This window comes from Alteromonas naphthalenivorans (assembly GCF_000213655.1).
Classification (GTDB): domain Bacteria; phylum Pseudomonadota; class Gammaproteobacteria; order Enterobacterales; family Alteromonadaceae; genus Alteromonas; species Alteromonas naphthalenivorans.
On sequence record NC_015554.1, the window covers coordinates 255684 to 276571 of the forward strand.

Below are 20888 nucleotides of genomic sequence, written 5' to 3' on the forward strand. Positions count from 1 at the left end.
CTAATCTAATTTCAAATTGCCAGTCAGACTCTAAAAATCCTCATTGTCAGACATGACATGTTCTTCTAGCAACGCCTCTTCTATTGCTGATAACAGTGAAGTTTCGTCATCGATTGACTAGCTCTGATATGGTTGAGAATTCCAAAAGCCGCTCGTTTATGCTTAGTATGCAACGTCGAAAATAGCACTTTTTGTTCGCTAGCGTCCCTATCATTAATAAACTTATCGGACTCTTCTTTTAACAGCTTAGCCTTTTCTGAACTGTTTGCTACAACATCAAAAATGTTATCAAATTCAAGATTACTTTCTGTCTCTGACTGCCTTTCCCCTTCCACTCGCTCAGCATCTTCTTGTTCGATAGTATAGGAAATATGCTCATTGTATTCGCAATCCACTGAGCCAAACTCTCGACCTACTGGACCACCGAGCGCTCCATGAAGTCCACGTTTTTTGCACCACGCGATAGCCATCTTATCCATGCCATCTGATGGAATATCAACAGACAATTGAGAAAAAGATTCATCATCAGTGTGCCCTTTGGTGATGTTAAATGAAGCCGGGTTATCAATAACAAGTTCTGCTGGATTTGAATTGTCAATTGTGTTGATAAGACTATCTTGAGCAGAAAATTCTTGGTGTAAACTGTGATCCGCTTCACTAAAAATCCGGTCAGTTTTCATCATCATAAATCCTATGTTTGCTTTAACACGGCCTGCGCTCTTTTTAACAATAAATCAGTTGAGAATTGTAAGATTTGGTTTAATTCAAAATCCGAACCGAACCTAGCAAATTATGTGTGAGTCAGTACAGTTAAAAGTGTACATTTTTAATAACACTACCACTCCTCATTTCATGTTGCAGCCATGAAATATTTCTGGCTTTTTGTATTCCTTGTTGAGGCCAACGTTCGCAACAGCCTGACCAAGCGGCGGCAGTGTGTCCGCTGAAGTCACAGCGATAGTTAATCATTCTAACGCCAAACTTGCTGCTTCTTAAATTTTAGACTTAATACTCTGGCACGAATCCAATACAGTAAGGTGGACCGCAATTTTAGCGCTCAAGCGTCTCCTGACTATCTTAGAAATATGAAATGACCAACTGCATATACGCGTCGTAGTTCAACAAAAAATAACGGTGTCCCACATAAATGGAATTAGTGGCGTGATTAATCTTAAACATGGTCCACGTAAGATGTAATTAGCAGTCAGACAGGAGAAGAAGTCAGGACGCTACAGTTATGAACTATCAAATCAAAGCGTAAACCTTCACCACTGGAATTCAATTAGGCAATCTATTAAGTATTTAACTCTTAGTGGCTGATACCGAGCAGAGGGATAGATCACATTTAATGCGGACTCTTGGCCTACAAATTGATTTAGTGCTGTCACCAATCGACCTTTCTTAATATCCTCATGTACGTCCACGCTAGATTTATATACTATTCCTTTTCCTCTTACGGCCCACTCTCTGGCAATGGAGCTGTTGTCAGTACAAAATTGGGAATTTACCTTCACTTGGATTCGTTGGCCCGACCGATTATAGAAAACCCATTCGTTATCTATCTTGTCTCGAACTTTATAACAGATGCAAGGTAGGTGAGATAGTTCTGAGGGGTGTTGTATATGGCCATGCTTGAGTATAAAGTCGGGAGAAACACATAAGACTCTTCTCTTATCGGATAGAGGACGCGCAACGAGTCTTGAATCACTGGGAATACCATACCTTATTGCTATATCAATATCGCCGGAATATAGATCTTCCACGAAGTCAGATGTGTTTACCCGAAAACGAACCTCGGGATAGATGGACAAAAAGGAGTCAAGAACCCCGAGAAGTCTCGTCTTGGCTAAGTCAGTAGGTGCAGCAATTACTATTTCACCGGCGAGTATTTCCGATTTATCTTTGACTTCTTCAAATGACTCTTCAAGCTTTGCAAACGCCAAACGACTTTGTTGATAAAAAGATCTACCCTCGTGGGTTTCTCTAACTACTCTCGTAGATCGTTCAAGAAGTCTCACATTCAACCGAGCCTCAAGCTTTTTCACTGAGTTGCTCACAGCAGTACTGCTCACTCCTAGTTTTTTAGCAGCGCCTATGAAGCTCCCTTGCTCCACAACAGCATGAAAAGCCCCTACTTCACTATAAATACTCATTTAACGCTTTAGATTATAAACCACAGGTTGATAGTAAAATAATAAATACACTGATTATTTTCAATAGAATTCGACATATTCTACAGCTCGGTCTAACAAAACAAGGAAAGTTGCTATGTCTGAGCGAATCCTCAATAGTGCAAAAACCTTTAAATCAGGTAAACAGCTGCTTAAAAAAATGTGGCACTACAATATCGAAGTACCGAGAACAAAGTTATTGTTTTTAATTACTATAGCAATAGGTGTAATAGGTTGGAGCATTTGGCAACCTCAGGTACTGCGAATGATAGACGTTTATCATTCTGGCACTGTTGAAGTATTTTATATGGTAGAAAGTATTCAGCAGGACTGGATTTCGCCAGAGCTATATTCTCTACTAATATGTATCGCAGTCGCAAAAATCGTTTGGGGTCTAGCTGTCGGACTAGCAGATTTGGTTTTCTTCAAACGCCTCACTGGCCGCTCTTTCGATTATGCGAATATGCTAAATATGGTTGTCGTTAACTCTCTTATTCTGTTTTTGGGTGTCTTCAGCTTTAGTCTTTTACCAGTAGAGAACTTAATTGATAGTTACGATTCATTTATTGTTTCAATTCCTACACTCGTTCATCTTGACGGTGTATCTGCTTTTTTAATCGCCATGTTACTTGGAGATTTCTGTTTTTATTGGTCACATAGGATGATCCACAATGTTAGGGTATTCTGGAACTTAGGTCATATATACCATCACAGAAATGAAAATCTGACTCAGCTTACTCACGGTGTAGAGCCACGATTTTTTCTGTTAAATGCGCATGGTATCGCTTCGTTGATGTTGCTCCCTCTTGTTGCAAAATTATTTACCAATGATTTTTCTAATGCAGGTTACTTCCTAATACCAATGGCTTTAATCAATCTTTGGATTGATCCCTCTCATTCAGTTGCGCTTTATGCGCTTGAAAATCGTTACAGACCGCTTAAATGGTTGCGCTTATTTTTCATGACGACATGTGTGCACTATACGCATCACTCTCGAGATCCAATTCACAACAAAAGAACCGGGTGCAACTTTGGAGCACGTTTGACGCTGTGGGATAGACTGTTTGGAACATATGTAGAGCCAGTAAATTATATTCCCGAGTCCGGATTATTTAGTAAACATACTGACTATTGCGTGAATCCAATGAGGTATATTCTGCTGCCATATATCAGGTTTATAGACGAGTTCAAAAAAAATAAGCTTCGATATTGGCCGAAAATTCTATTCGGATCGGTATTCTGGTCTCCACCAAACAAGTCTAAACTTAGCCACTAACAGTGCTACATGGCTTTAAGCATGAAGAATAAAAGGTTTATTTTTGCTCTTTTCGTGGCGCTCACACTGACTTGCAGTAGCTGGTCAGCCATTGCATCCTTTGAGCTTGATACAACAGGCTATTTTCGGCATGGATTTTTAATTGGAGTCGATAACGGGAATACAATGAACTGCAACAGTATGTTGAACGCTTTCGCAAAATCCAGATACGGAAACGAATGCGAAGGCTTTTTGGAATTCCAATTACATCCCTCCTATGAAACTGACGAGTTCACACTGTTAGGTGTCATAGGCTGGGATTTCTTGGATTTGCCTGGACAAGATCCATACTTACTCAGCGCCGACGAGCAGTTCTTACAAGTTAGATTTGCTTCTGGGTGGGGACTTTGGACGGGAAAAAGAAGTTATCAACGCCGGGAAGCGCATATTTATGATTATAAATATTATCACTACAGGGGAGAAGGTGTCGGTGGCTACTATGATGTAACTGAGGATATTCGAGTTACAGGTTCACATTTTTTTAGTGATACTCAGGGATCGAAGATAAATTCGACAGATTTACGTGTGTTGATTTCTGATCTTTTTGAGTATCTGGATAGCTCGTCATTAGAAATTATTACTACCTATGGAAACGATACTGATCATGGCATACATAGAGCATTTGGCATAGTCTTCACAACACGGGTGGATAGTGAACTGACTTACTTATTTGCAATAAAAAAAGCGAGCGGCCCGCTCGCACACCATGAATTTTCGCAACCTAGAGGAGTTAATCCCACTACTAATGGAATTCAAGTAGTAAATGAGTTGGTATACGACGCCAATTTATGGAGTCTGGGAGTGACCAATATATACGAAAAAAGAGAAAGCGGAACGCTGGTCTCAGAAACGCAACAGTGGTTTGGGACCGCATTAAGAATTATGAATTACCTGTCATCAGAAATTACGTTGGTTCAAGAGATCAGTTTTGACACATTGGAGCTCAAAGACAAGTACACGGCAAGACATAGAAAGTATTCTTTAGGCTTACAATATTCAAAAAACAAGACTTTTTATGATCGACCAGTATATCGGTTTTTCATCACGGTCTTTGATGTCGATGACCCATACGAGGTTTCCACCGCTGGCATGAATGTGGGATTTCAATATGAAACGTGGTGGTAAGTGAAATAAGGAAACACTGTTTATGAACAATCCAAAAAAAGTATTTCTATATTATTTATCAAATGTTAAAAGAATTCTTGAAGAAAATGACAATGTAGATTCTCACTTAAAGCACCAACTCACAGATACCATGTTCCCGGCACATCAGCATATTAGCACCGCCGTGTCATTTACATTACGTTGTTGCTGTCAACTGGCCTCTAGAGAAATCCTCACGTTTTACAGAGGGACTGACCGAGCAGCACTAATTGATGAGCTGAAGAGTACGATGAGTTATCTTGATTCCATACCAGACAAGGAATTGGAGAGCCAAACGTCTATGCAGTTTGGAATCACAGCAGGGTTTGCTGAACGATCCTTTGAACGTGATACGTTTATTAATATCTATGCCATTCCAAATTTTTTGTTTCATATAAGTATGGCTTATGCCTCACTCAAGGTAAGTGGCCTCTCACTAGGTAAAGCTGATTTTGATCAAATACACCAGTATCCAGATGGATTTTGTTTTGAATAAAACAAAGAAGTGAATCGACCAGACTTCTCTAGACACTTAATTGCTTTATAATTGTGTGTACTAAGGAGAAAAGATGTCTCAGCGATTTACAGAAGAATTTAAAATACAAGCCGTCAAACAAGTTACCGACCAAGGTTATTCGGTGGCAAGCGTTTCTGAGAGACTGGGAGTGACTAGCAGTTCGCTGTATAACTGGATAAAAGCCTACGGCCCAGAGAGTGAAGAACATAGGCAGTCTCAAGAACAATCCGACCGAATTAAGCAGCTAGAGAAAGAGCTTGAAATTCAAAACTCCATCACACAAAATCGAAAAGAGCGTTGCAGTGATCACTTGAACTTACAACCGTATTTTTCGCGGGCGAGTCAAAGAAAAATACGCGTTCATAAAAGCTAGGCTCAAGAATTACCCAATAAAACTCATGTGTGAAGCACTTTTAATACAACGAAGTGGCTTCTACGCATGGGTGGATAAACCGAAATCAAAGCGACAGTTAGAAGATGAGCGCCTGATGGGGTTAATTAAGCATTCTTGGCTAGAAAGTGGCTGTGTCTATGGGTATAGAAAAGTCACGAGTGACCTTAAGGATTTAGGCGAAGCTTGCAGCAAACATCGCGTAGCTAAATTGATGAAGCTAGAAGGTATAAAGGCACAAGTCGGTTATAAAAAGCATAAAGGACACTTCAGCGGCAAGCCTGCGGTTGTTGCCGATAATGTGCTTGATAGGCAATTCACGGTTGCCACACCGAACAGATACTGGGTCACTGATATTACCTACATCCGAACTCACGAAGGCTGGCTCTACCTTGCCGTCGTTTTAGACTTATACTCTCGCGCTGTTGTTGGCTGGTCGATGAGTTCTCGCATGGAGTCTGAGCTTGTTACTCAAGCCCTGCTAGCTGCGGTGTGACAACGAAAGCCTAAAAAGCAGGTACTTATACACTCAGATCAAGGGAGTCAATTTACAGGTTATGAATGGAGTGACTTCTTAACTGAACATAATCTCAAAGCCAGCATGAGCCGTCGAGGGAACTGCCATGATAATGCCGTCGCAGAGAGCTTCTTCCAACTACTTAAGCGAGAACGAATAAAGAGAAAAATTTATACAACACGTGAACATGCAAGAGCCGACATATTCGATTACATCGAAATGTTTTATAACTCTAGACGCAAGCATGGTGACGCGAATAATATGCCTCCACTGGCTTATGAAAAGCTAGAAGAATTCAAAAGAAAATCTGTCTAGTAAAGTCTGGTCGATTCAGGCAGCGCCCCCTTAATGTAAACGCAATGTAATTAATAATTTTCAAATATAAGGGCGTGGATAGTTTTATCCAACACTCATATCATACCAAAATTATTTATTATTCTTACACTTTGGTAAGTCTGTTGTGGTGGGAGTTTTCGTTGATGAGTATCTTCTAAAAATAGGGGTGTAGAGACATAAAAAAACCGCTTAAGGTGAATTAAGCGGCTTAATATTAAGTGATAGGTTTGAGCTGTCGACTTAACCGACTAAATGAGTAATAGAGTATCGGTCTCGGGTTTCGCTTGATTTCTTTTTAATTTCTTCCAAGGCTTTGGCCTCTGATGCTTCAAATAAAGCATTAATCAATCGATTAAAATGTCCATGCATGGCGGTTCGCGCGCTTTGTGAATCACGTGATTTTAACGCCATAAATATACGCTTGTGCTCTTCTAGCCGGTATTGACTACTGGTACCGCAAACGCTTTTGTACGACGATATGATTTGAGGTTGAGATTCTCTTAACTTCCAATAATGTTGAATAGATAACAACAGCGCGTTATTACGAGTAGCCTTGGCGATAATAGAGTGGAATTCTCTATCGGCTTTTTCCGGCTCGTCGTCATTTTCCATTGCAATAAGGGTGTCGTTAAGACTATTAAGCTCTTCATCGGTTATCGAAAGCGCCGCCAGTGCTGCCGCTTCGCCTTCTACCAGCGCGCGGGCTTGAGTAAGCTCAAAAGCACTAATGCGTTGTACTTCACTTTGTTGAGGCTGATTGTCTAGCACATACACACCAGAACTTACTTTAACTTCCACGCGGCCTCGCACCTCAAGTGCAATAATGGCTTCTCTGATGGTTGGTCTGCTGACGTCAAAATTTTCAGCAAGTTCTCTTTCGGGCGGCAAGCGACTTCCAGGGGGATATCGGCCAGCGTCAATTTGCGCTTCTATTTTTTCAACGATATGCCAGAACATGCGACGATTTTTCATCAACTAAACCTTATAACTGCAATAATTAGGTACAAACAGATACAACTTAATCGGTTAAATTGTACTTATTGTTCAACACAATTCAATTGCTTTAAAAGGTTCAAGCATACCGGTGCCTAGCTGCGTTTGTTCTGCTAAATCCGCTAACAAAACCTACCATTTAAAACAATCAATTCAGGATATCTACGTCTTATTCTACAAATACAGAAGTATTTGTTAAAAGAGGCTTATCAAATCATATATTTATATGCACCAAAGAGATTAAAATTATGCTGTTTACAGTCGAAGGCGCTCAAAAACTAAGGGTTTGAAGGATTTTACTTATTATTAGTTATAGCATACAGGGGTTATTGGTCAACAATTTGAGGTGGATTTCTGCGCTTTTAATTGTCAATTGGTTAACATTTTGTGTTCGTTTTTTTACTGGTTTCATCTGTTCAGCATTAACATAATTGATTACTCATAACAAAGTTTCGAAAACGGTTTCGAAGAAAGCACTAGTGTGGAAAAGTTTAGCGGTATTCTTGAAGATTTCATTCCTAACGGCGTATACGGAGACAAGGTGCCGGTTGAAGAGATGATAGATTTATATATTACCCCGTGGAGTAATGAAAAGGGGAAAGCTGCCTTCTTCCGCAATATGCGTAGACTGAATAAAGAATACACCCAAGCCATTGCGGGAAGCCTTCCTACTCTTACTCATGAAACATTGATACTGTGGGGAGATAAAGACGAGTTCCAAAAGCCGAAATATGCACCAATGTTAGCGGATGCTATTCCCGATTCTTCTATCAAGTGGATAGAGGGCGCTGCACATTGGGTTACTGATGAGCAACCTGAATCTGTGTCGGAGTCACTCGTAGCGTTTTTATAATTTCACCAACGTACTTCTGGCGGCTGAACACGGGTAAAATTGACGACTGCCTTGCTAGCCGCCTCCATCTTCTTCTCCTCCTTTTGAATGATTAAAACAGGGCTATTGCAGGATGTGTTTGTTAGCGAAGACTGTTTAGCATAAACACGTCTATTTTGTGTTTATGGTATTGCCATGTCGGGGTTTAAGAAAATATCCAGTGCCATCGTGGCCGTCTTTATCGTGTGTTTTATTGTCTTTTCCTGCGCGGTCTATTTCCAAATTCGCCAAAATATAAACGATGAAACATCCAGTGCGCTAAACCAAGTGCAAGAGATGCTTAAAGCGAATATGAATGCTAACGATATCAAGGCAGTTGCAGAGCAAAGCCCACACCTATCGGTATCAGGCTTTACTGGTCGGTTATCAATGCCTACTAATTATCATTCTGACAACCAACCTATCTATATTCCCATCCATGAAAATCAATATTTGGTAGTAAGAGCGCACAATACTGCCGAATTGGTGCAGAACATGAACCTTTTTTGGCTAGTGGTCGCGTTATTTTTTACAACCTTAAGCGTATTGCTATTTACGCTAAAAGTTGCCGTAGCGCAGCACTTGAAGCCTTTAAATCAATTGGGCTATGCTTTGCAACAACTTGTAGATGGCAAAGCAACGAATGATATTGAAGACAGTGATATTAAAGAAGTAAAGCGTGTTATTGGACAATTCCAACGCCTTCAAGACTCACTACAAAATAAAGAAAGGCAGTTGGTTAAAATAGATAAAAAACTCGCGCTGTTACAGGAGCAAGAAAGGAGCTATCTTGCTAGAGAGTTACACGATAATGTGGGGCAACTACTTACTACCATTAAAGCTCACGCCTATATTTTAGTGAATTCAAATGAGCCCAGTGTGCTTGAGTTGTCTGCCCATAAAGTGCAGGCCATGAGCCAGCAAATTAGTGACGCCATTCGCCACTTAACGGTCCACCTCCATCCGTTAGTGTTAGACCGGGTATCGTTACAGCAATCCCTTGAAAAACTGGTATTCGAACAAGAGCTAGCCCACCCTCAAATCGAATGGCAAGTTTCTATCAATTTGAATAAATTTGCCCAAGAGCATGAGCGAGATATTCATATTTATCGCTTTGTTCAGGAAGCTATTAACAATGTGGTAAAACATGCTGATGCGTCAAAAGTATGGGTGCACATAGCCGGTAACAAGCAAGGGCTTACTATCAAAATTCGAGATGACGGCAAAGGGTTTGACGGAAATGCTGTTGAAAGTATTGGTATGTCATCTATGCACAGTAGAGCCAGGTGTATTGGCGCTAGCTGCGTCGTAAAATCACACAAAGAGGGCGGTGTAAGGGTTCAGTTGTCGCTCAGATTACAGGGCACTGAAGATTTGCGCCAGGTTAACGTTGCATGAATATCTTACTAGTAGATGACCATGCTGTAGTAAGAGAAGGTTATAAAGCTCTACTAAATGCCATGATGCCTGAATGTACGGTTTTAGAAGCGGCTGATGGGCAGCAAACTCATCGTCTACTTAAAACGCACAATATCAACACCTTGGTTCTGGATATTAATCTTGCGAAAGAGAGTGGCTTATTGCTCGCCGCTGACTTTTTAGCCACGCAGCCTAATTTGAAAATCATATTTTTTAGTATGTTTGAGGATTGCGCCATATTACAGCGGGCAATGCAAACCGGCGCTATGGGGTATATCAGTAAAAGTAGCCCGCCAGATACACTTATATCAGCCATAAAAGTGGTGGCCAAAGGGCAAAAATACATAGAACGTTCATTGGCGGTTAATTTGGCTAATCAGCTGTTAAACGCTGATGTCGATATTGCTGCAAAATTAACGAAGCGTGAATTTGAAATCTTCATCGCAACGGCGATGGGTAAAACCCGATTTGATATTGCCAATGAATTAGCCCTGTCTGCGAAAACAGTGTCAAACGCGCTAACAGTGATAAAGCGAAAGTTAAATACCATTCCTGCAGAATTTACCGAGCTGGCAACAAAACATGGTTATATTGGCAAGGCATAAACTTCTTTTCCCCTCCTAAAGTAGGAGCCAAATCGGCCTATCGCATTATGGTGGATTGGCTGCAAAAGTACGATTATCAAATGACACAGTAAGCGATAACTAGCAGCGTGTTGACGCGCTAAGCATTCAAAAAAGGTGTCATTATGATTTACGCAAATCCAGGAAGTGAAGGTTCAGTACTCAGTTTCAAAGAAAGTTATGGTAATTTTATCGGTGGTGAGTGGGTTGCGCCAGTTAAGGGCGAATACTTTATTACTACGTCTCCTGTCGATGGTAGTGATATAGCCAAAATTCCACGCTCTACTGCAGAAGATATTGAGCTAGCCATTGATGCTGCTCATGCTGCCAAAAAAGGGTGGGCGGATACGTCAGTCGCTGAACGCTCGAACATTCTGTTAAAAATAGCCGATCGTATTGAAGCTAATCTTGAAATGCTCGCGGTTGCAGAAACATGGGATAACGGTAAGGCCGTGCGTGAAACACTTAACGCTGACGTCCCATTAGCCGCTGACCACTTCCGTTATTATGCTGGCTGTATACGTAGCCAAGAAGGTACTATCGGCGAAATTGATAAGAACACAGTGGCTTATCACTTCCACGAACCATACGGTGTAGTAGGGCAAATCATTCCATGGAACTTCCCACTACTTATGGCGGCATGGAAACTCGCACCGGCTATCGTGACCGGTAACGTAGTGGTGTTAAAACCTGCAGAACAAACGCCAGTGTCTATTTTGGTTTTTGCTGAGCTTATTCAAGACTTGCTGCCGCCAGGCGTGCTCAATATTGTTAATGGTTTTGGTGCAGAAGCGGGGCAAGCGCTTGCTACAAGCACCCGAATTGCGAAAATCGCCTTTACTGGCTCTACACCAGTAGGTGAACATATTCTTCGTTGCGCGGCTGAAAATCTTATTCCATCTACGGTTGAACTAGGCGGTAAGTCGCCGAACCTTTTCTTTCCCGATATTATGGATCACGAGCCGGAATTTATTGATAAATGTGCCGAAGGTTTAGTACTTGGTTACTTTAACCAAGGTGAAGTATGTACTTGCCCATCTCGTGCGGTTATTCATGAAGATATCTACGATGCCTTCATGGATAAAGTGATTGAAAAAATTCACAAAATTAAGCGTGGCAACCCGCTTGATACCGAGACCATGGTAGGTGCGCAAGCGTCTAGTGAACAATTTGATAAAATCCTTAAGTACATTGATATCGGCAAATCAGAAGGCGCTGAAGTTGTCACCGGTGGTGAAAAAGAACAGTTACCAGGTTTAGATAAAGGCTATTACATTCAGCCCACCATATTGAAAGGGCACAACCAAATGCGTGTGTTCCAAGAAGAAATTTTTGGCCCAGTAATCGCGGTGCAAACCTTTAAAACCGAAGAAGAAGCGATTGAAATTGCAAACAACACCAGCTTTGGTTTAGGCGCAGGGTTATGGAGCAGAGATGCAAATATCGCCTTTAGAGTAGGCCGAGCTATTGAAGCTGGACGCGTGTGGACTAACTGTTATCACCTATATCCTGCCCATGCTGCATTTGGTGGTTATAAAAAATCGGGCATAGGCCGCGAAACTCATAAAATGATGATGGACCACTATCAGCAGACTAAAAACTTGCTGGTAAGTTACGACATCAATCCACTTGGTTTCTTTTAATTAAGTGGGAAGGCAGCACTTGTGTGCTGCCTATTTCTTTATGTTTAAAGCGCTTTTATTCCTTTTTGCTACGATAATCTCCATATCATTAGCTCATGCGCAATCAGATGCCACTGAGATCCCCGAAGACGTACATCAATTATTCCCTACCGCTACCCGTGTAGGCACTGCGCACACTGACATTAACGTAATACCGGTTTATCAATTGCAACAATTACTGGGCTACGTGTTTGAATCAAAAGACTTTGTCGACTTTATCGGTTTCTCCGGTAAACCAGTCAATGTGTTAATTGGACTGGACACCCAAGGTAATTTTGCCGATCTGGCCATAAAAAAACACAGCGAACCCATTTTTTTGCATGGATTAGGTGAGCAGTCGTTAAGAGATTTTATCGCGCAATACAAAAGCCACAATGTGAAAGAACGTTTCGTGGTGGGTGGAAAAAGCCATGTGGGCAAAAATGCGACCTACTTTGATGGGGTGACAAAAGCCACGGTGTCGGTACTGGTAATAAACGATACTATTGTTACCTCTGCATTGGCGGTAGCGCGGGCCAAATTAGATGGTTTTGTATTGCCCAGCACACGCATTATTAATCCTGATTATTTTGAAACTCTCACCTTTGAGCAACTAGTTACGGCCGGTTATATCCAAAAACAAACCATTTACCGTAGTGAAATAGATGACCTTCCTACTGAAGTTATCGACGCGGCAAATGCTTTTACCGACCCTCAAAAGTCAATATTTTCCGAGCACTTTTTCGGCTTTCTCAGTTTACCTATTGTGGGGAAAAACCTATTACGGGAAGAGGAATATCTTAGGCTTCAAGAAAGCTTAAAACCTGGCGAAGTGGCCTTGCTAGTCTTGAATACTCAAGGATTTAGTTTCGTTAGTGATGAGTTTATTCCTCAAACCGCGCCAGAGTTTTTTCGCCTCTCGCAATCCGCATTTACGATTGATGCTAGAGACTTAGATTTTTATAGCTTTTACGATCCTAGTTTTAAGCAATCGATGCCAGAATTTGAAACCATAAAAGTACTTAGGATTAAATCACAAGGTGGGCTGTCCCTCGACCAAGAAATGACGGTCTCGATTAGTTTGCCCTTTAGCCCTCGGTTTATGGAGCAAGATGAGCACCTGTTTAACCACACGTTTTTATTACCTGACGCACTATTCATGGAAAACCCAGAAGCGCAACAAAGTGCTAGTGTGCCGCTTTGGCAGCAGTTGTGGCAAAGCAGGTGGTTGGAACTCAGTATTACGCTTGTTTACTTAGTTGCGCTGTCGTTGTTCTTTGGTTTCCAACGCAAGCTAATGAAATATACGCGCATGGTGCATGTTGTTAGAGGGGCATCATTGCTCTTTGTCTTGTTTTTTATCGGCTTCTACGCGCAAGGGCAATTGTCGGTCGTTAATATTTATACATTGCTACTAGATTTAGCCGATGGTTTTTCTATTGAAGTCTATTTGCTCGACCCTGTTATTTTTGTGTTGTGGTGCTTTGTGTTTGTGTCGCTATTTATTGTAGGGCGAGGGCTTTATTGCGGCTGGTTATGCCCATTTGGAGCGCTTCAGGAAATTATGGCAATTGTTGCACAAAAGTTAAAAATAAGGCAGATTCGAATAAAGCCAAAGCATCATAAATATGCGCAAAAACTTAAGTATGTCGTGCTGGTTGGTTTAGTTGCAACATCGTTTTACTCATTAACATTGGCCGAGAAATTAGCAGAAGTTGAGCCATTTAAAACCTCGATCACGCTCCATTTTGCACGCTATTGGCCGTTCGTACTCTATGCGCTTTTACTATTAGGATTAAGTTTAAAAATTCACAAAGTATATTGTCGCTACCTTTGCCCGTTGGGTGCTGGATTAGCTGTTTTAGGCCGCTTCCCTTTAGTTAAGCTTTTAGAGCGTCGTAAAGAATGTGGTAGTCCATGCCAACTCTGTAAGCAGAAAAAATGCGGTATAGATGCCATCGAACAAGATGGCAGTATTGATTATGCTGAATGTGTGCAGTGCTTTGAATGTGTAGTGACGTTAGATAATCCTAACCTATGCAAAATTGATAAATATAAGAAAAATAAGGTGCAAACACGTGTCAAAAACTTCCATCCTGTCCGCGCTGAGTAAGCCTGCCAGTCAGTCAGCGTCCGCTGTATATGCGGCGGCAGACGCGTGTCATGACGTTGCCAGTGAAATTCTATCTAAAACGACTTTAGATGAAATAGAACTGGTACTTTTTCATACTTCAACGTCGTTCGATTTAGATGAAGTCGCGCATAATATGACATCGCTGTTTGTCAATGTGCCCACGGTCGGTTGCACTAGTGCCGGAGAGTTCAATAAAAACGGGTATTGTACCGAAAGCTTAGTTGTTGTTGCTTTCTTAAAGCATGATTTTTCCATAGCTACCGCGTTAGTTTCAAACGTAGATAAAATTAATTTTGACGAAGCCCATGACATTGCAAGTGGATTGCGCCATACCTTGCAGGCAAGAGATAAACGGTACGATACCAATCAGCACTTTGTCATTTCTGTGCTAGACGGGCTAACCCGACACGAAGAACATTTTTTAGAGACCTTTGCCACAGCGTTCGGCAATATTCCTCATTTAGGCGGCAGTGCTGGTGACGATTTAAAACTTGAAGCCACCTATGTTTTTTATCAGGGGAAATTTCATCAAAACGCAGCAGTGTTAATGTTGATAGGAACCGGTAAAGCGTTCTCTGTTTTTTCTGTCGATCATATCGACTCGCCAGTGTCTAAGTTGGTGGTAACCAAAGCTGATCCAGAGTCTCGTACGGTTTACGAGATTAACGGCGAACCCGCTGCGCAATACTATGCAAGTTTGCTTGGGTTAAAGGCTTCTGATCTAACCCCAGATGTGTTTTCAGTATTCCCATTGGCGGTACTAGTAGGGGATAGGTATTTTATCCGCTCAATACAAAAAGTAGATTTGGCCACCAACGCTATAACGTTTTACTGTGCGGTTGATATCGGCATTATTCTTACCTTTGTGCAACTTGGTGATTGTATCGATGTTCTAGAGAACAAGTTAGAAACGCTAACTCAGGAGTTAGGAGAGGCCGAATTTGTGTATACCTGTGATTGCTTTTTGCGGCGTTTAGAAATTGAACAAAACAAAAAAGAATCTGAAATTCAGCGATTGCAGCAAAAATATCATGTAGGCGGGTTTAATGCTTATGGCGAACATATTCATTCGGTGCATTTAAACCAGACCTTCACGGGGGTGTACTTTGCTAAAAACTGAGCAGCACCAAACCATTGACTCTCAAAGTAATGAAGAGAACCTAGCGCGTAATAAGAATGAAGCGTTCCCAGAGATTGAAGAGGATAAAACGCACGAGGAAACTGAACTAGAGAAGCTACGTCGCGAACTCACACGCCAAATCGATGAAAATGAAAAGCTTGAAAAGATTAACGCTGCGCTTATGTATCGTATCGAAGAAGGTGGATTCAATCACCATAGTTACCGGGCCTTTGAACATGCCGTGCAGTTATCTGAAAAAGTAAACGAGAAAACCGAAGCATTGCAAATCGTGCTGCAGAAGTTAGAAAAGTCGAATACTGAAATTGCACGCGCTAATCAAGAAACTAATCAACTCAAGCTGCGCCTAAATGACGCTATCGAAAGTATCAACCAAGCGATGGTATTGCTCGATAGTAGAGGGGCAGTGGTTTATTTCAATCGGCATTTTGTAACTGTTTGGGACAACTATTCAGTTACGCCAAAGATTGGTGATCATTATTATGATATTACTCAACTTGCCAAGCATTTAGGGATTATCCGCCGTGTGCTTCCCCCTGACTCCGAAGGCCGAGTTATCTATCAACTGTCTAATAGCCGGTGGTATCAACTGACTATTCGCCGTACTCAAGAAGGCGGGAAAGTTATCTTGTTTAACGATATCACTGAAGTGAAGTTAAATGAGTCAAATCGGTATGAGCAAGTAATAAAAGAGAAAAACAAACTGCTACAAAGTCTTATTGATAATGTTGATGTTGGTATCTTGCTTATTAACCAAGAGGGTGGCGTTGCCTTTTGGAACAATACGTTTATAACCCAATCTAATTTGTCGAAGCAGGCAATGTTTGATTGTAAGAATATTTATTCTCTGCAAATGCATGCTGACTGGAGCGGTTTAAACCTTGAGAAAGGTGGTGACACCACTCAAATTATTAACGAAAACTTGGTAGTCGATAGGCGAATTACTCTGCTTCCTGAAGGAAACACCCTGTGTACTTTTACCAATGTGACGTCTCAGCATCAGTATGCGGAAACCTTGAAGCAGAACGAAAGTTGGATCCGCATGATTACCGATAATGTGCCCGCACTTATCGCCTATATCGGCACAGATAAAAACTTCTTATACACCAACAAGGGTTATCGAGATTGGTATGGGCTAGGAGAAGAACCCTTGTACGGCGTAGCGATGGAACAAAGCCACCTTAAACACGTCTATCCTCGTCTTATTCATTATGTAGAGCGAGTAAATAAAGGAGAGGTGGTTAGTTTTCAAAGTGAAGAAACTAACGCAAAAGGTGAAATCGGATTCTTACAAAAAGTCTATCTACCCCATTTCAACGATAAGAATGAAATAGAAGGGCATTTTGTTCTTGCTACTGATGTGTCACACCAAGTAAGAAGTAAACAACAGCTACAAGCAGCGAAAGACCAGCTAGAGTCAAATGTAGAAAAGCGTACTCGAGAACTCAATCACGCAAATATTGCGCTGCAAGAAGCGATGAATTCAAAGAGCAAATTCTTAGCGGCCATTAGTCATGACTTAATGCAGCCTTTAAGTGCGGCTATTTTATTTAATGAGTCTTTAAGAGACCAAGTACAAGCATCTGCTGAACCAATAGTAAGTGCCTTAGATAACTCACTATCCGACTTAAACAGCCTAATCCGTACTCTGATTGAGACATCGAAATTAGACGCGGGTGTGGTGCAACCTGACAAAAAGCGAGAGGATGCACTCCCATTGCTAACGCAGTTAGCTGAGGAGTTCAGCCACATCAGTCACGACTATGAAGTAAATTTTCGTTATAAATTCCAAGACGCTATTGTGCATACCGATTTAAGTTTGCTGTCACGAATTCTTCGTAATTTACTAAGTAATGCCATGAAATACGGTGCAAAAGGGAAAGTGCTTTTTGTGGCAAGGACGAAAGGCAACCATCTTCGCATCAGTATATTCGACCAAGGGGTTGGAATAAGCCAAGCCGATCAAGCTGTAATCTTCAAAGAATTTAGTCGATTGGAAAATGACTTTAACTATTCTTACAGTTTAGGACTTGGGCTTTATATCGTTGATAAAATGAGTCGTCTACTAGAGCATGATATCAACGTTATATCTACGCAAGGGGTAGGATCTTGTTTTACTTTAACGGTGCCCCTTGCATCTATTCAAGACATTGAGCACGAGGCTTCGTTTGATGCGGTACCTCAAGATAGCTTGCCTGATAACCTTTTAGATAAACAAATTTGGCATATCGACAATGACACCAATATGCGGATAGCCATGCAGACGCTATTCGAAAATTGGGGTGTGGAAGTGGTTACGTTTTCAGGTTTTGCACAATGCATGGCGGTGATGGACCATTGCTTTGACGAGTGTGATTTGCTTATTGTCGATTATCATTTAGATGACGGAGAGAACGGGTTAGAAATTGCGAAGCATATTAAGCAAACCATGCCGGCTATGCCCATTATGCTGTGTACGGCCAATCATTCTAAAGCGCTAGAAAATGAATTAGAAGGGACAAATATACAGCTGTTGCACAAGCCGATTAATTCACTACGCTTGAAACAAGCACTTAAATCGGCTGTTTCTTAAGTACTATTCGCATAAACCCATAGGGGGAGGACACTAGGCACAACACATATATGCTGTGTACGTATTAGTTAAATACGTACTGATTAAAATCGATATTGGCAGCGCTAGCTACCACTTTAACTCGATTGCTTGCCCCTAATTTCTTCAAAATAGATGAGACGTGTGATTTCACGGTTGTTTCTGAAATATTGAGCTCATAAGCGATAACTTTATTAGCTAAACCCTGGGTTAAATATTTCAAAACCGCTAATTCTTTTCTGGTTAACGAGCGAATTTGATCAAGAGAAATAGCGTCTTCTTTTTTCACTCGGTTTCTTGTCGATGATGTACGTAAAATTTCAGAAGGAAGGCATACATTACCCTCAAAAATAGACTCCACTGACGTGGCAATTTCTTCTATTTTACTACTCTTTGATATGAATCCTACTGCACCATAAGAAATGGTTTGCAGAATGTTGTGCTTTTCCGTTTCCGCCGAGATGATAACGACAGGAAGGTTAGGGTGCTGATTCCGAATTTCAAGTAAGCCATTGAGCCCGCAGGTTTCTGGCATATTTAAATCTAGCATCACAAGATCGAAAGCAGCATCAGCTTCGAGTACCTCAAGCGCTTCAGAGAGTGAATTAGCTTCAATGGTTTGAGAGTCGGGAAATTTTTTGCCTAATATCGTCACCATGGCGTGACGAAAAATAGGGTGATCGTCAATGATAAGAATTCTTTGCATACTATTACTACCCTCGGCTTAGTAAGTACCCAAATGCACTCACACAATACGTAATCTACCGCTATGTTTGTTAAATTTATTTTAACAAAATAGTTACAATGTGGGCAAGCAAATACGACCGAAGTCTTATAACAAAAAAGCCTTAAAATTCATCATAAATTGCTTAAAAGCGCTTTACGCTTTTGTTCGTATTCTTCTTCAGTAATTAACCCCTCTTTTCTAAGCTTTTCAAGGGTTTTGAATCTTTCTATTAGCGGATCTTCATTCGGTTTTAATGCTTCCTTAACAATGTCGGGCGACAGTGGCGTTTTATGTAACTCTGCTACGTTTACAGTGACCCAATCAGTTCTAGTAGGCTTCATGGTTACACCCGATAAAGTGAACGCTAGCTTTTCATTGAAAGGGAATTTTGATACTACTCTTTCACCATAATTAAAGTCGTATTCAACAAGCCCTTGGTTAGTGGGGTCGTAGGCCATTTCGTAGGCGCTGTTTGCTACTCGATTGTGTTCACCAATGATGAGATTAAGTAGGCCTTCGTTGAAAAATGCTCTACCTGCTATAAAGTAAGTTTGTTTTTTTAGTCCTCCTAGGGTTCTTTTTTCTTTCGCCAAGGAAAATAATATATCTTGATGAGGCTTTGCTTTTTTTAGGCCTATGCTTAAATACTTCGCGAGGTTGTTTTGTTGTTTCTCTGTAAATAGAGGTTCAGTTGTACTTTTATTTTTTATTATTTTTATACTAGATAAAAATTTTAATATGTCTTGTTCATCTATCTCGACTGGTTGAGAAGTTAGATTTTCGGTTAATTCACTCTCTGCGATGTCGCCATTTTTTAATTTTTTCCCATCAATATTGTTGTCTTGTATTTTAATAAGAGAATTTTCACTTTCACGCCATAAAATAGTATCTGATGAAAATGATGGCGTGGAGAAAAATACCATGATAATAATCACTTGAATTCTTAACATTAATCTCATCATAATTTAGTACCAAGTAAATATAAGCTTCGTTTAAAATTACTTACTCTTAAAAAACATCTAAATAAGGAGCAGAATTGCTCCCTATTTGAGTCGAGAGTTAGAAGAAAATGGTGCCACCTAACTGAATAAGCGTGAGATCTTCTGCATTATCATAAAGTGACTGTGCTGCTTCAGAGCCACTGACGCTGAGACTTAAATTTTCATACTTTGCATAAATGAGAAAACGAGAGCCAAAATACTGCTCTGCCGCAATCCCCCATTGATTAAGTTCAGAGCCTACTACACCGTCTAGATGGGCCATACCGTATTGGTCGTTATAGCTTGCGTATTCTGCGTAAAAAGCGGAGTCGCCAAAGGCGTTATATTGCTTGCGAATACCGGCTTTAAAGTAATAGGCATCTGTGTCGTCCCCTGAGCCGATGATCGCATCATCAGTTTCTTCCATTTGATAGGTGGCCACACCGAAAATACCAGATTCAAGGTGCATTACGCCGGTTTGAAATTGTAAGGTTGATGAGCCGTCGCCGCCTACATTAGTGCCGCCGTCTTTATTCACTGAATAGCCACCATGTAGGTTTGTTTTAAACCCGCCATGTTCGGCTGAGTACTTAACCGCGATGTCGTATATTTCATCATTGGCATAGCCAACTGCCACGCTAAAATTACCCATTTTAGGCAAGTCATAACGTACGCCGTTCCGGTAAATCCCATTACAGTCAAGGCCGATACCGAGCCCAGGTGTGGCTAAACATTGTGCAAATTGCCCCCAAGCCACATTGGTTGTGCCTTCGTCTATCCCCCGGATAAAGAAACCGTTGGCGCGGAATAATGGCGAAATGCCAGACCAAATAGTGCCTGATGGATCTGCAAGAACAGCAATGTTATCGGTCGGTAAGCTTTGTAAGCCGATGGTGACTTTCCCCCAATCCCCACCAATGTGAAGGCTACTACCTAGAAGCCCAATATCGCCGCCATTGAAGGTATCTAAATTATCTTGGTTTGCGAACAAAAGGGGAGTTTGGTGGCCGCCGCCTGAATAGTTAGGTGTACCTGAAAGCGGCTCAATAATGACTTCGAAACCCACATCTAATCTGTGCTCTTCTAATTTGTAATCACCAGAAAGGGTAATGCGGCTGCCAAGTGTGGTGCCATTATCTGAAAGTTGAGCGACATCACTTCCAATGCCATCATCGTAATACGTTAATCCTTCATTAATCCAGCCAGAGATATTCCAAGAGTAGTTTTCTTCTTCTGCGTAGCTGTTCAAACTTAACGTACTTAAAATAGCGATAGATAAATATGATTTAACAAGCAATTTATTTTTCATTTTACTGTCCCAGTGTGAGTGGTGTTTTTTAATAATGAGAATTTATTTTTCTC

16 protein-coding genes and 1 pseudogene are annotated in these 20888 nt (G+C 41.1%); 11 read left to right on the forward strand and 6 right to left on the reverse strand.

Annotated features, from left to right (window positions below; genetic code table 11):
- Positions 1 to 80 precede the first annotated feature (80 nt).
- Together AMBT_RS21810 and AMBT_RS01075 are read right to left on the reverse strand one after the other, a co-directional pair.
- Positions 81 to 683, reverse strand: coding sequence for a hypothetical protein (locus tag AMBT_RS21810; RefSeq protein WP_049791736.1), 603 nt, complete (start codon positions 681 to 683; stop codon positions 81 to 83).
- A gap of 582 nt (positions 684 to 1265) precedes the next feature.
- The gene (locus AMBT_RS01075; protein WP_013782708.1) at positions 1266 to 2153 is read right to left on the reverse strand and encodes a LysR family transcriptional regulator; all 888 of its coding nucleotides are present in this window, start codon (positions 2151 to 2153) and stop codon (positions 1266 to 1268) included.
- Between the two features lie 115 nt (positions 2154 to 2268).
- On the opposite strand from AMBT_RS01075, the gene AMBT_RS01080 reads away from it, so the two are divergent.
- The 4 genes and pseudogenes from AMBT_RS01080 to AMBT_RS22070 all read left to right on the forward strand — a co-directional run bounded on the left by AMBT_RS01080 (position 2269) and on the right by AMBT_RS22070 (position 6369).
- Positions 2269 to 3447 carry a sterol desaturase family protein gene (locus AMBT_RS01080; protein WP_013782709.1) on the forward strand — a complete coding sequence of 393 codons (1179 nt, stop codon included), beginning with the start codon at positions 2269 to 2271 and terminating at the stop codon, positions 3445 to 3447.
- A 21-nt stretch (positions 3448 to 3468) separates the two neighbouring features.
- Positions 3469 to 4611 carry a carbohydrate porin gene (locus AMBT_RS01085; RefSeq protein WP_041452458.1) on the forward strand — a complete coding sequence of 381 codons (1143 nt, stop codon included), beginning with the start codon at positions 3469 to 3471 and terminating at the stop codon, positions 4609 to 4611.
- Between the two features lie 22 nt (positions 4612 to 4633).
- Positions 4634 to 5125, forward strand: a complete 492-nt coding sequence (locus tag AMBT_RS01090) for a DUF1993 family protein (RefSeq protein ID WP_013782711.1) — start codon at positions 4634 to 4636, stop codon at positions 5123 to 5125.
- 73 nt (positions 5126 to 5198) lie between these two features.
- Positions 5199 to 6369 (forward strand): annotated as a pseudogene (locus AMBT_RS22070) (IS3 family transposase).
- 261 nt (positions 6370 to 6630) lie between these two features.
- Here AMBT_RS22070 and AMBT_RS01110 read toward each other — a convergent pair.
- Positions 6631 to 7362: a FadR/GntR family transcriptional regulator gene (locus tag AMBT_RS01110; protein ID WP_013782715.1), complete on the reverse strand. Its 732-nt coding sequence runs from the start codon at positions 7360 to 7362 to the stop codon at positions 6631 to 6633.
- 502 nt (positions 7363 to 7864) lie between these two features.
- Between AMBT_RS01110 and AMBT_RS01115 the strand changes: the two genes are divergently transcribed.
- From AMBT_RS01115 to AMBT_RS01145, 7 genes are all read left to right on the forward strand, one after another.
- Complete coding sequence (locus AMBT_RS01115) at positions 7865 to 8236, forward strand: alpha/beta fold hydrolase (protein ID WP_013782716.1); 372 nt, start codon at positions 7865 to 7867, stop codon at positions 8234 to 8236.
- A 174-nt stretch (positions 8237 to 8410) separates the two neighbouring features.
- Entirely contained in the window at positions 8411 to 9652 is a 1242-nt protein-coding gene (locus AMBT_RS01120) for a sensor histidine kinase (RefSeq protein ID WP_013782717.1), read from the forward strand.
- On the forward strand, positions 9649 to 10278 hold the full coding sequence (locus AMBT_RS01125) for a response regulator transcription factor (protein WP_013782718.1): 630 nt from the start codon (positions 9649 to 9651) through the stop codon (positions 10276 to 10278). The genes AMBT_RS01120 and AMBT_RS01125 overlap by 4 nt, the downstream gene beginning before the upstream one ends.
- A gap of 143 nt (positions 10279 to 10421) precedes the next feature.
- Positions 10422 to 11939, forward strand: a complete 1518-nt coding sequence (gene exaC, locus AMBT_RS01130) for an acetaldehyde dehydrogenase ExaC (protein ID WP_013782719.1) — start codon at positions 10422 to 10424, stop codon at positions 11937 to 11939.
- A 40-nt stretch (positions 11940 to 11979) separates the two neighbouring features.
- Positions 11980 to 14070 carry a 4Fe-4S binding protein gene (locus tag AMBT_RS01135; protein WP_041452459.1) on the forward strand — a complete coding sequence of 697 codons (2091 nt, stop codon included), beginning with the start codon at positions 11980 to 11982 and terminating at the stop codon, positions 14068 to 14070.
- Positions 14036 to 15211 (forward strand): nitric oxide-sensing protein NosP, encoded by a 1176-nt coding sequence (gene nosP, locus AMBT_RS01140; protein WP_013782721.1) that lies wholly within the window; start codon positions 14036 to 14038, stop codon positions 15209 to 15211. The genes AMBT_RS01135 and nosP overlap by 35 nt, the downstream gene beginning before the upstream one ends.
- A complete protein-coding gene (locus AMBT_RS01145; RefSeq protein ID WP_013782722.1) occupies positions 15198 to 17801 on the forward strand; it encodes a PAS domain-containing hybrid sensor histidine kinase/response regulator in 2604 nt (867 codons plus the stop codon). Before nosP ends, AMBT_RS01145 begins: the two co-directional genes overlap by 14 nt.
- A gap of 64 nt (positions 17802 to 17865) precedes the next feature.
- Here the strand turns inward: AMBT_RS01145 and AMBT_RS01150 are convergent, their stop codons facing one another.
- The 3 genes from AMBT_RS01150 to AMBT_RS01160 all read right to left on the reverse strand — a co-directional run bounded on the left by AMBT_RS01150 (position 17866) and on the right by AMBT_RS01160 (position 20835).
- Entirely contained in the window at positions 17866 to 18525 is a 660-nt protein-coding gene (locus tag AMBT_RS01150) for a response regulator (RefSeq protein WP_013782723.1), read from the reverse strand.
- Positions 18526 to 18677: 152 nt separating this feature from the next.
- Positions 18678 to 19508, reverse strand: coding sequence for an SHOCT domain-containing protein (locus AMBT_RS01155; RefSeq protein ID WP_013782724.1), 831 nt, complete (start codon positions 19506 to 19508; stop codon positions 18678 to 18680).
- A gap of 97 nt (positions 19509 to 19605) precedes the next feature.
- Complete coding sequence (locus AMBT_RS01160) at positions 19606 to 20835, reverse strand: porin (RefSeq protein ID WP_013782725.1); 1230 nt, start codon at positions 20833 to 20835, stop codon at positions 19606 to 19608.
- Positions 20836 to 20888 lie beyond the last annotated feature (53 nt).

What these genes read in the sequence shown, in the direction of transcription:
- AMBT_RS21810 (WP_049791736.1), bottom strand. Translation starts at nt 683, where the DNA reads ATGATGAAAACTGACCGGATTTTTAGTGAAGCGGATCACAGTTTACAC.
- AMBT_RS01075 (WP_013782708.1), bottom strand. Translation starts at nt 2,153, where the DNA reads ATGAGTATTTATAGTGAAGTAGGGGCTTTTCATGCTGTTGTGGAGCAA.
- AMBT_RS01080 (WP_013782709.1), top strand. Translation starts at nt 2,269, where the DNA reads ATGTCTGAGCGAATCCTCAATAGTGCAAAAACCTTTAAATCAGGTAAA.
- AMBT_RS01085 (WP_041452458.1), top strand. Translation starts at nt 3,469, where the DNA reads ATGAAGAATAAAAGGTTTATTTTTGCTCTTTTCGTGGCGCTCACACTG.
- AMBT_RS01090 (WP_013782711.1), top strand. Translation starts at nt 4,634, where the DNA reads ATGAACAATCCAAAAAAAGTATTTCTATATTATTTATCAAATGTTAAA.
- AMBT_RS01110 (WP_013782715.1), bottom strand. Translation starts at nt 7,362, where the DNA reads ATGAAAAATCGTCGCATGTTCTGGCATATCGTTGAAAAAATAGAAGCG.
- AMBT_RS01120 (WP_013782717.1), top strand. Translation starts at nt 8,411, where the DNA reads ATGTCGGGGTTTAAGAAAATATCCAGTGCCATCGTGGCCGTCTTTATC.
- AMBT_RS01125 (WP_013782718.1), top strand. Translation starts at nt 9,649, where the DNA reads ATGAATATCTTACTAGTAGATGACCATGCTGTAGTAAGAGAAGGTTAT.
- exaC (WP_013782719.1), top strand. Translation starts at nt 10,422, where the DNA reads ATGATTTACGCAAATCCAGGAAGTGAAGGTTCAGTACTCAGTTTCAAA.
- AMBT_RS01135 (WP_041452459.1), top strand. Translation starts at nt 11,980, where the DNA reads ATGTTTAAAGCGCTTTTATTCCTTTTTGCTACGATAATCTCCATATCA.
- AMBT_RS01150 (WP_013782723.1), bottom strand. Translation starts at nt 18,525, where the DNA reads ATGCAAAGAATTCTTATCATTGACGATCACCCTATTTTTCGTCACGCC.
- AMBT_RS01155 (WP_013782724.1), bottom strand. Translation starts at nt 19,508, where the DNA reads ATGATGAGATTAATGTTAAGAATTCAAGTGATTATTATCATGGTATTT.
- AMBT_RS01160 (WP_013782725.1), bottom strand. Translation starts at nt 20,835, where the DNA reads ATGAAAAATAAATTGCTTGTTAAATCATATTTATCTATCGCTATTTTA.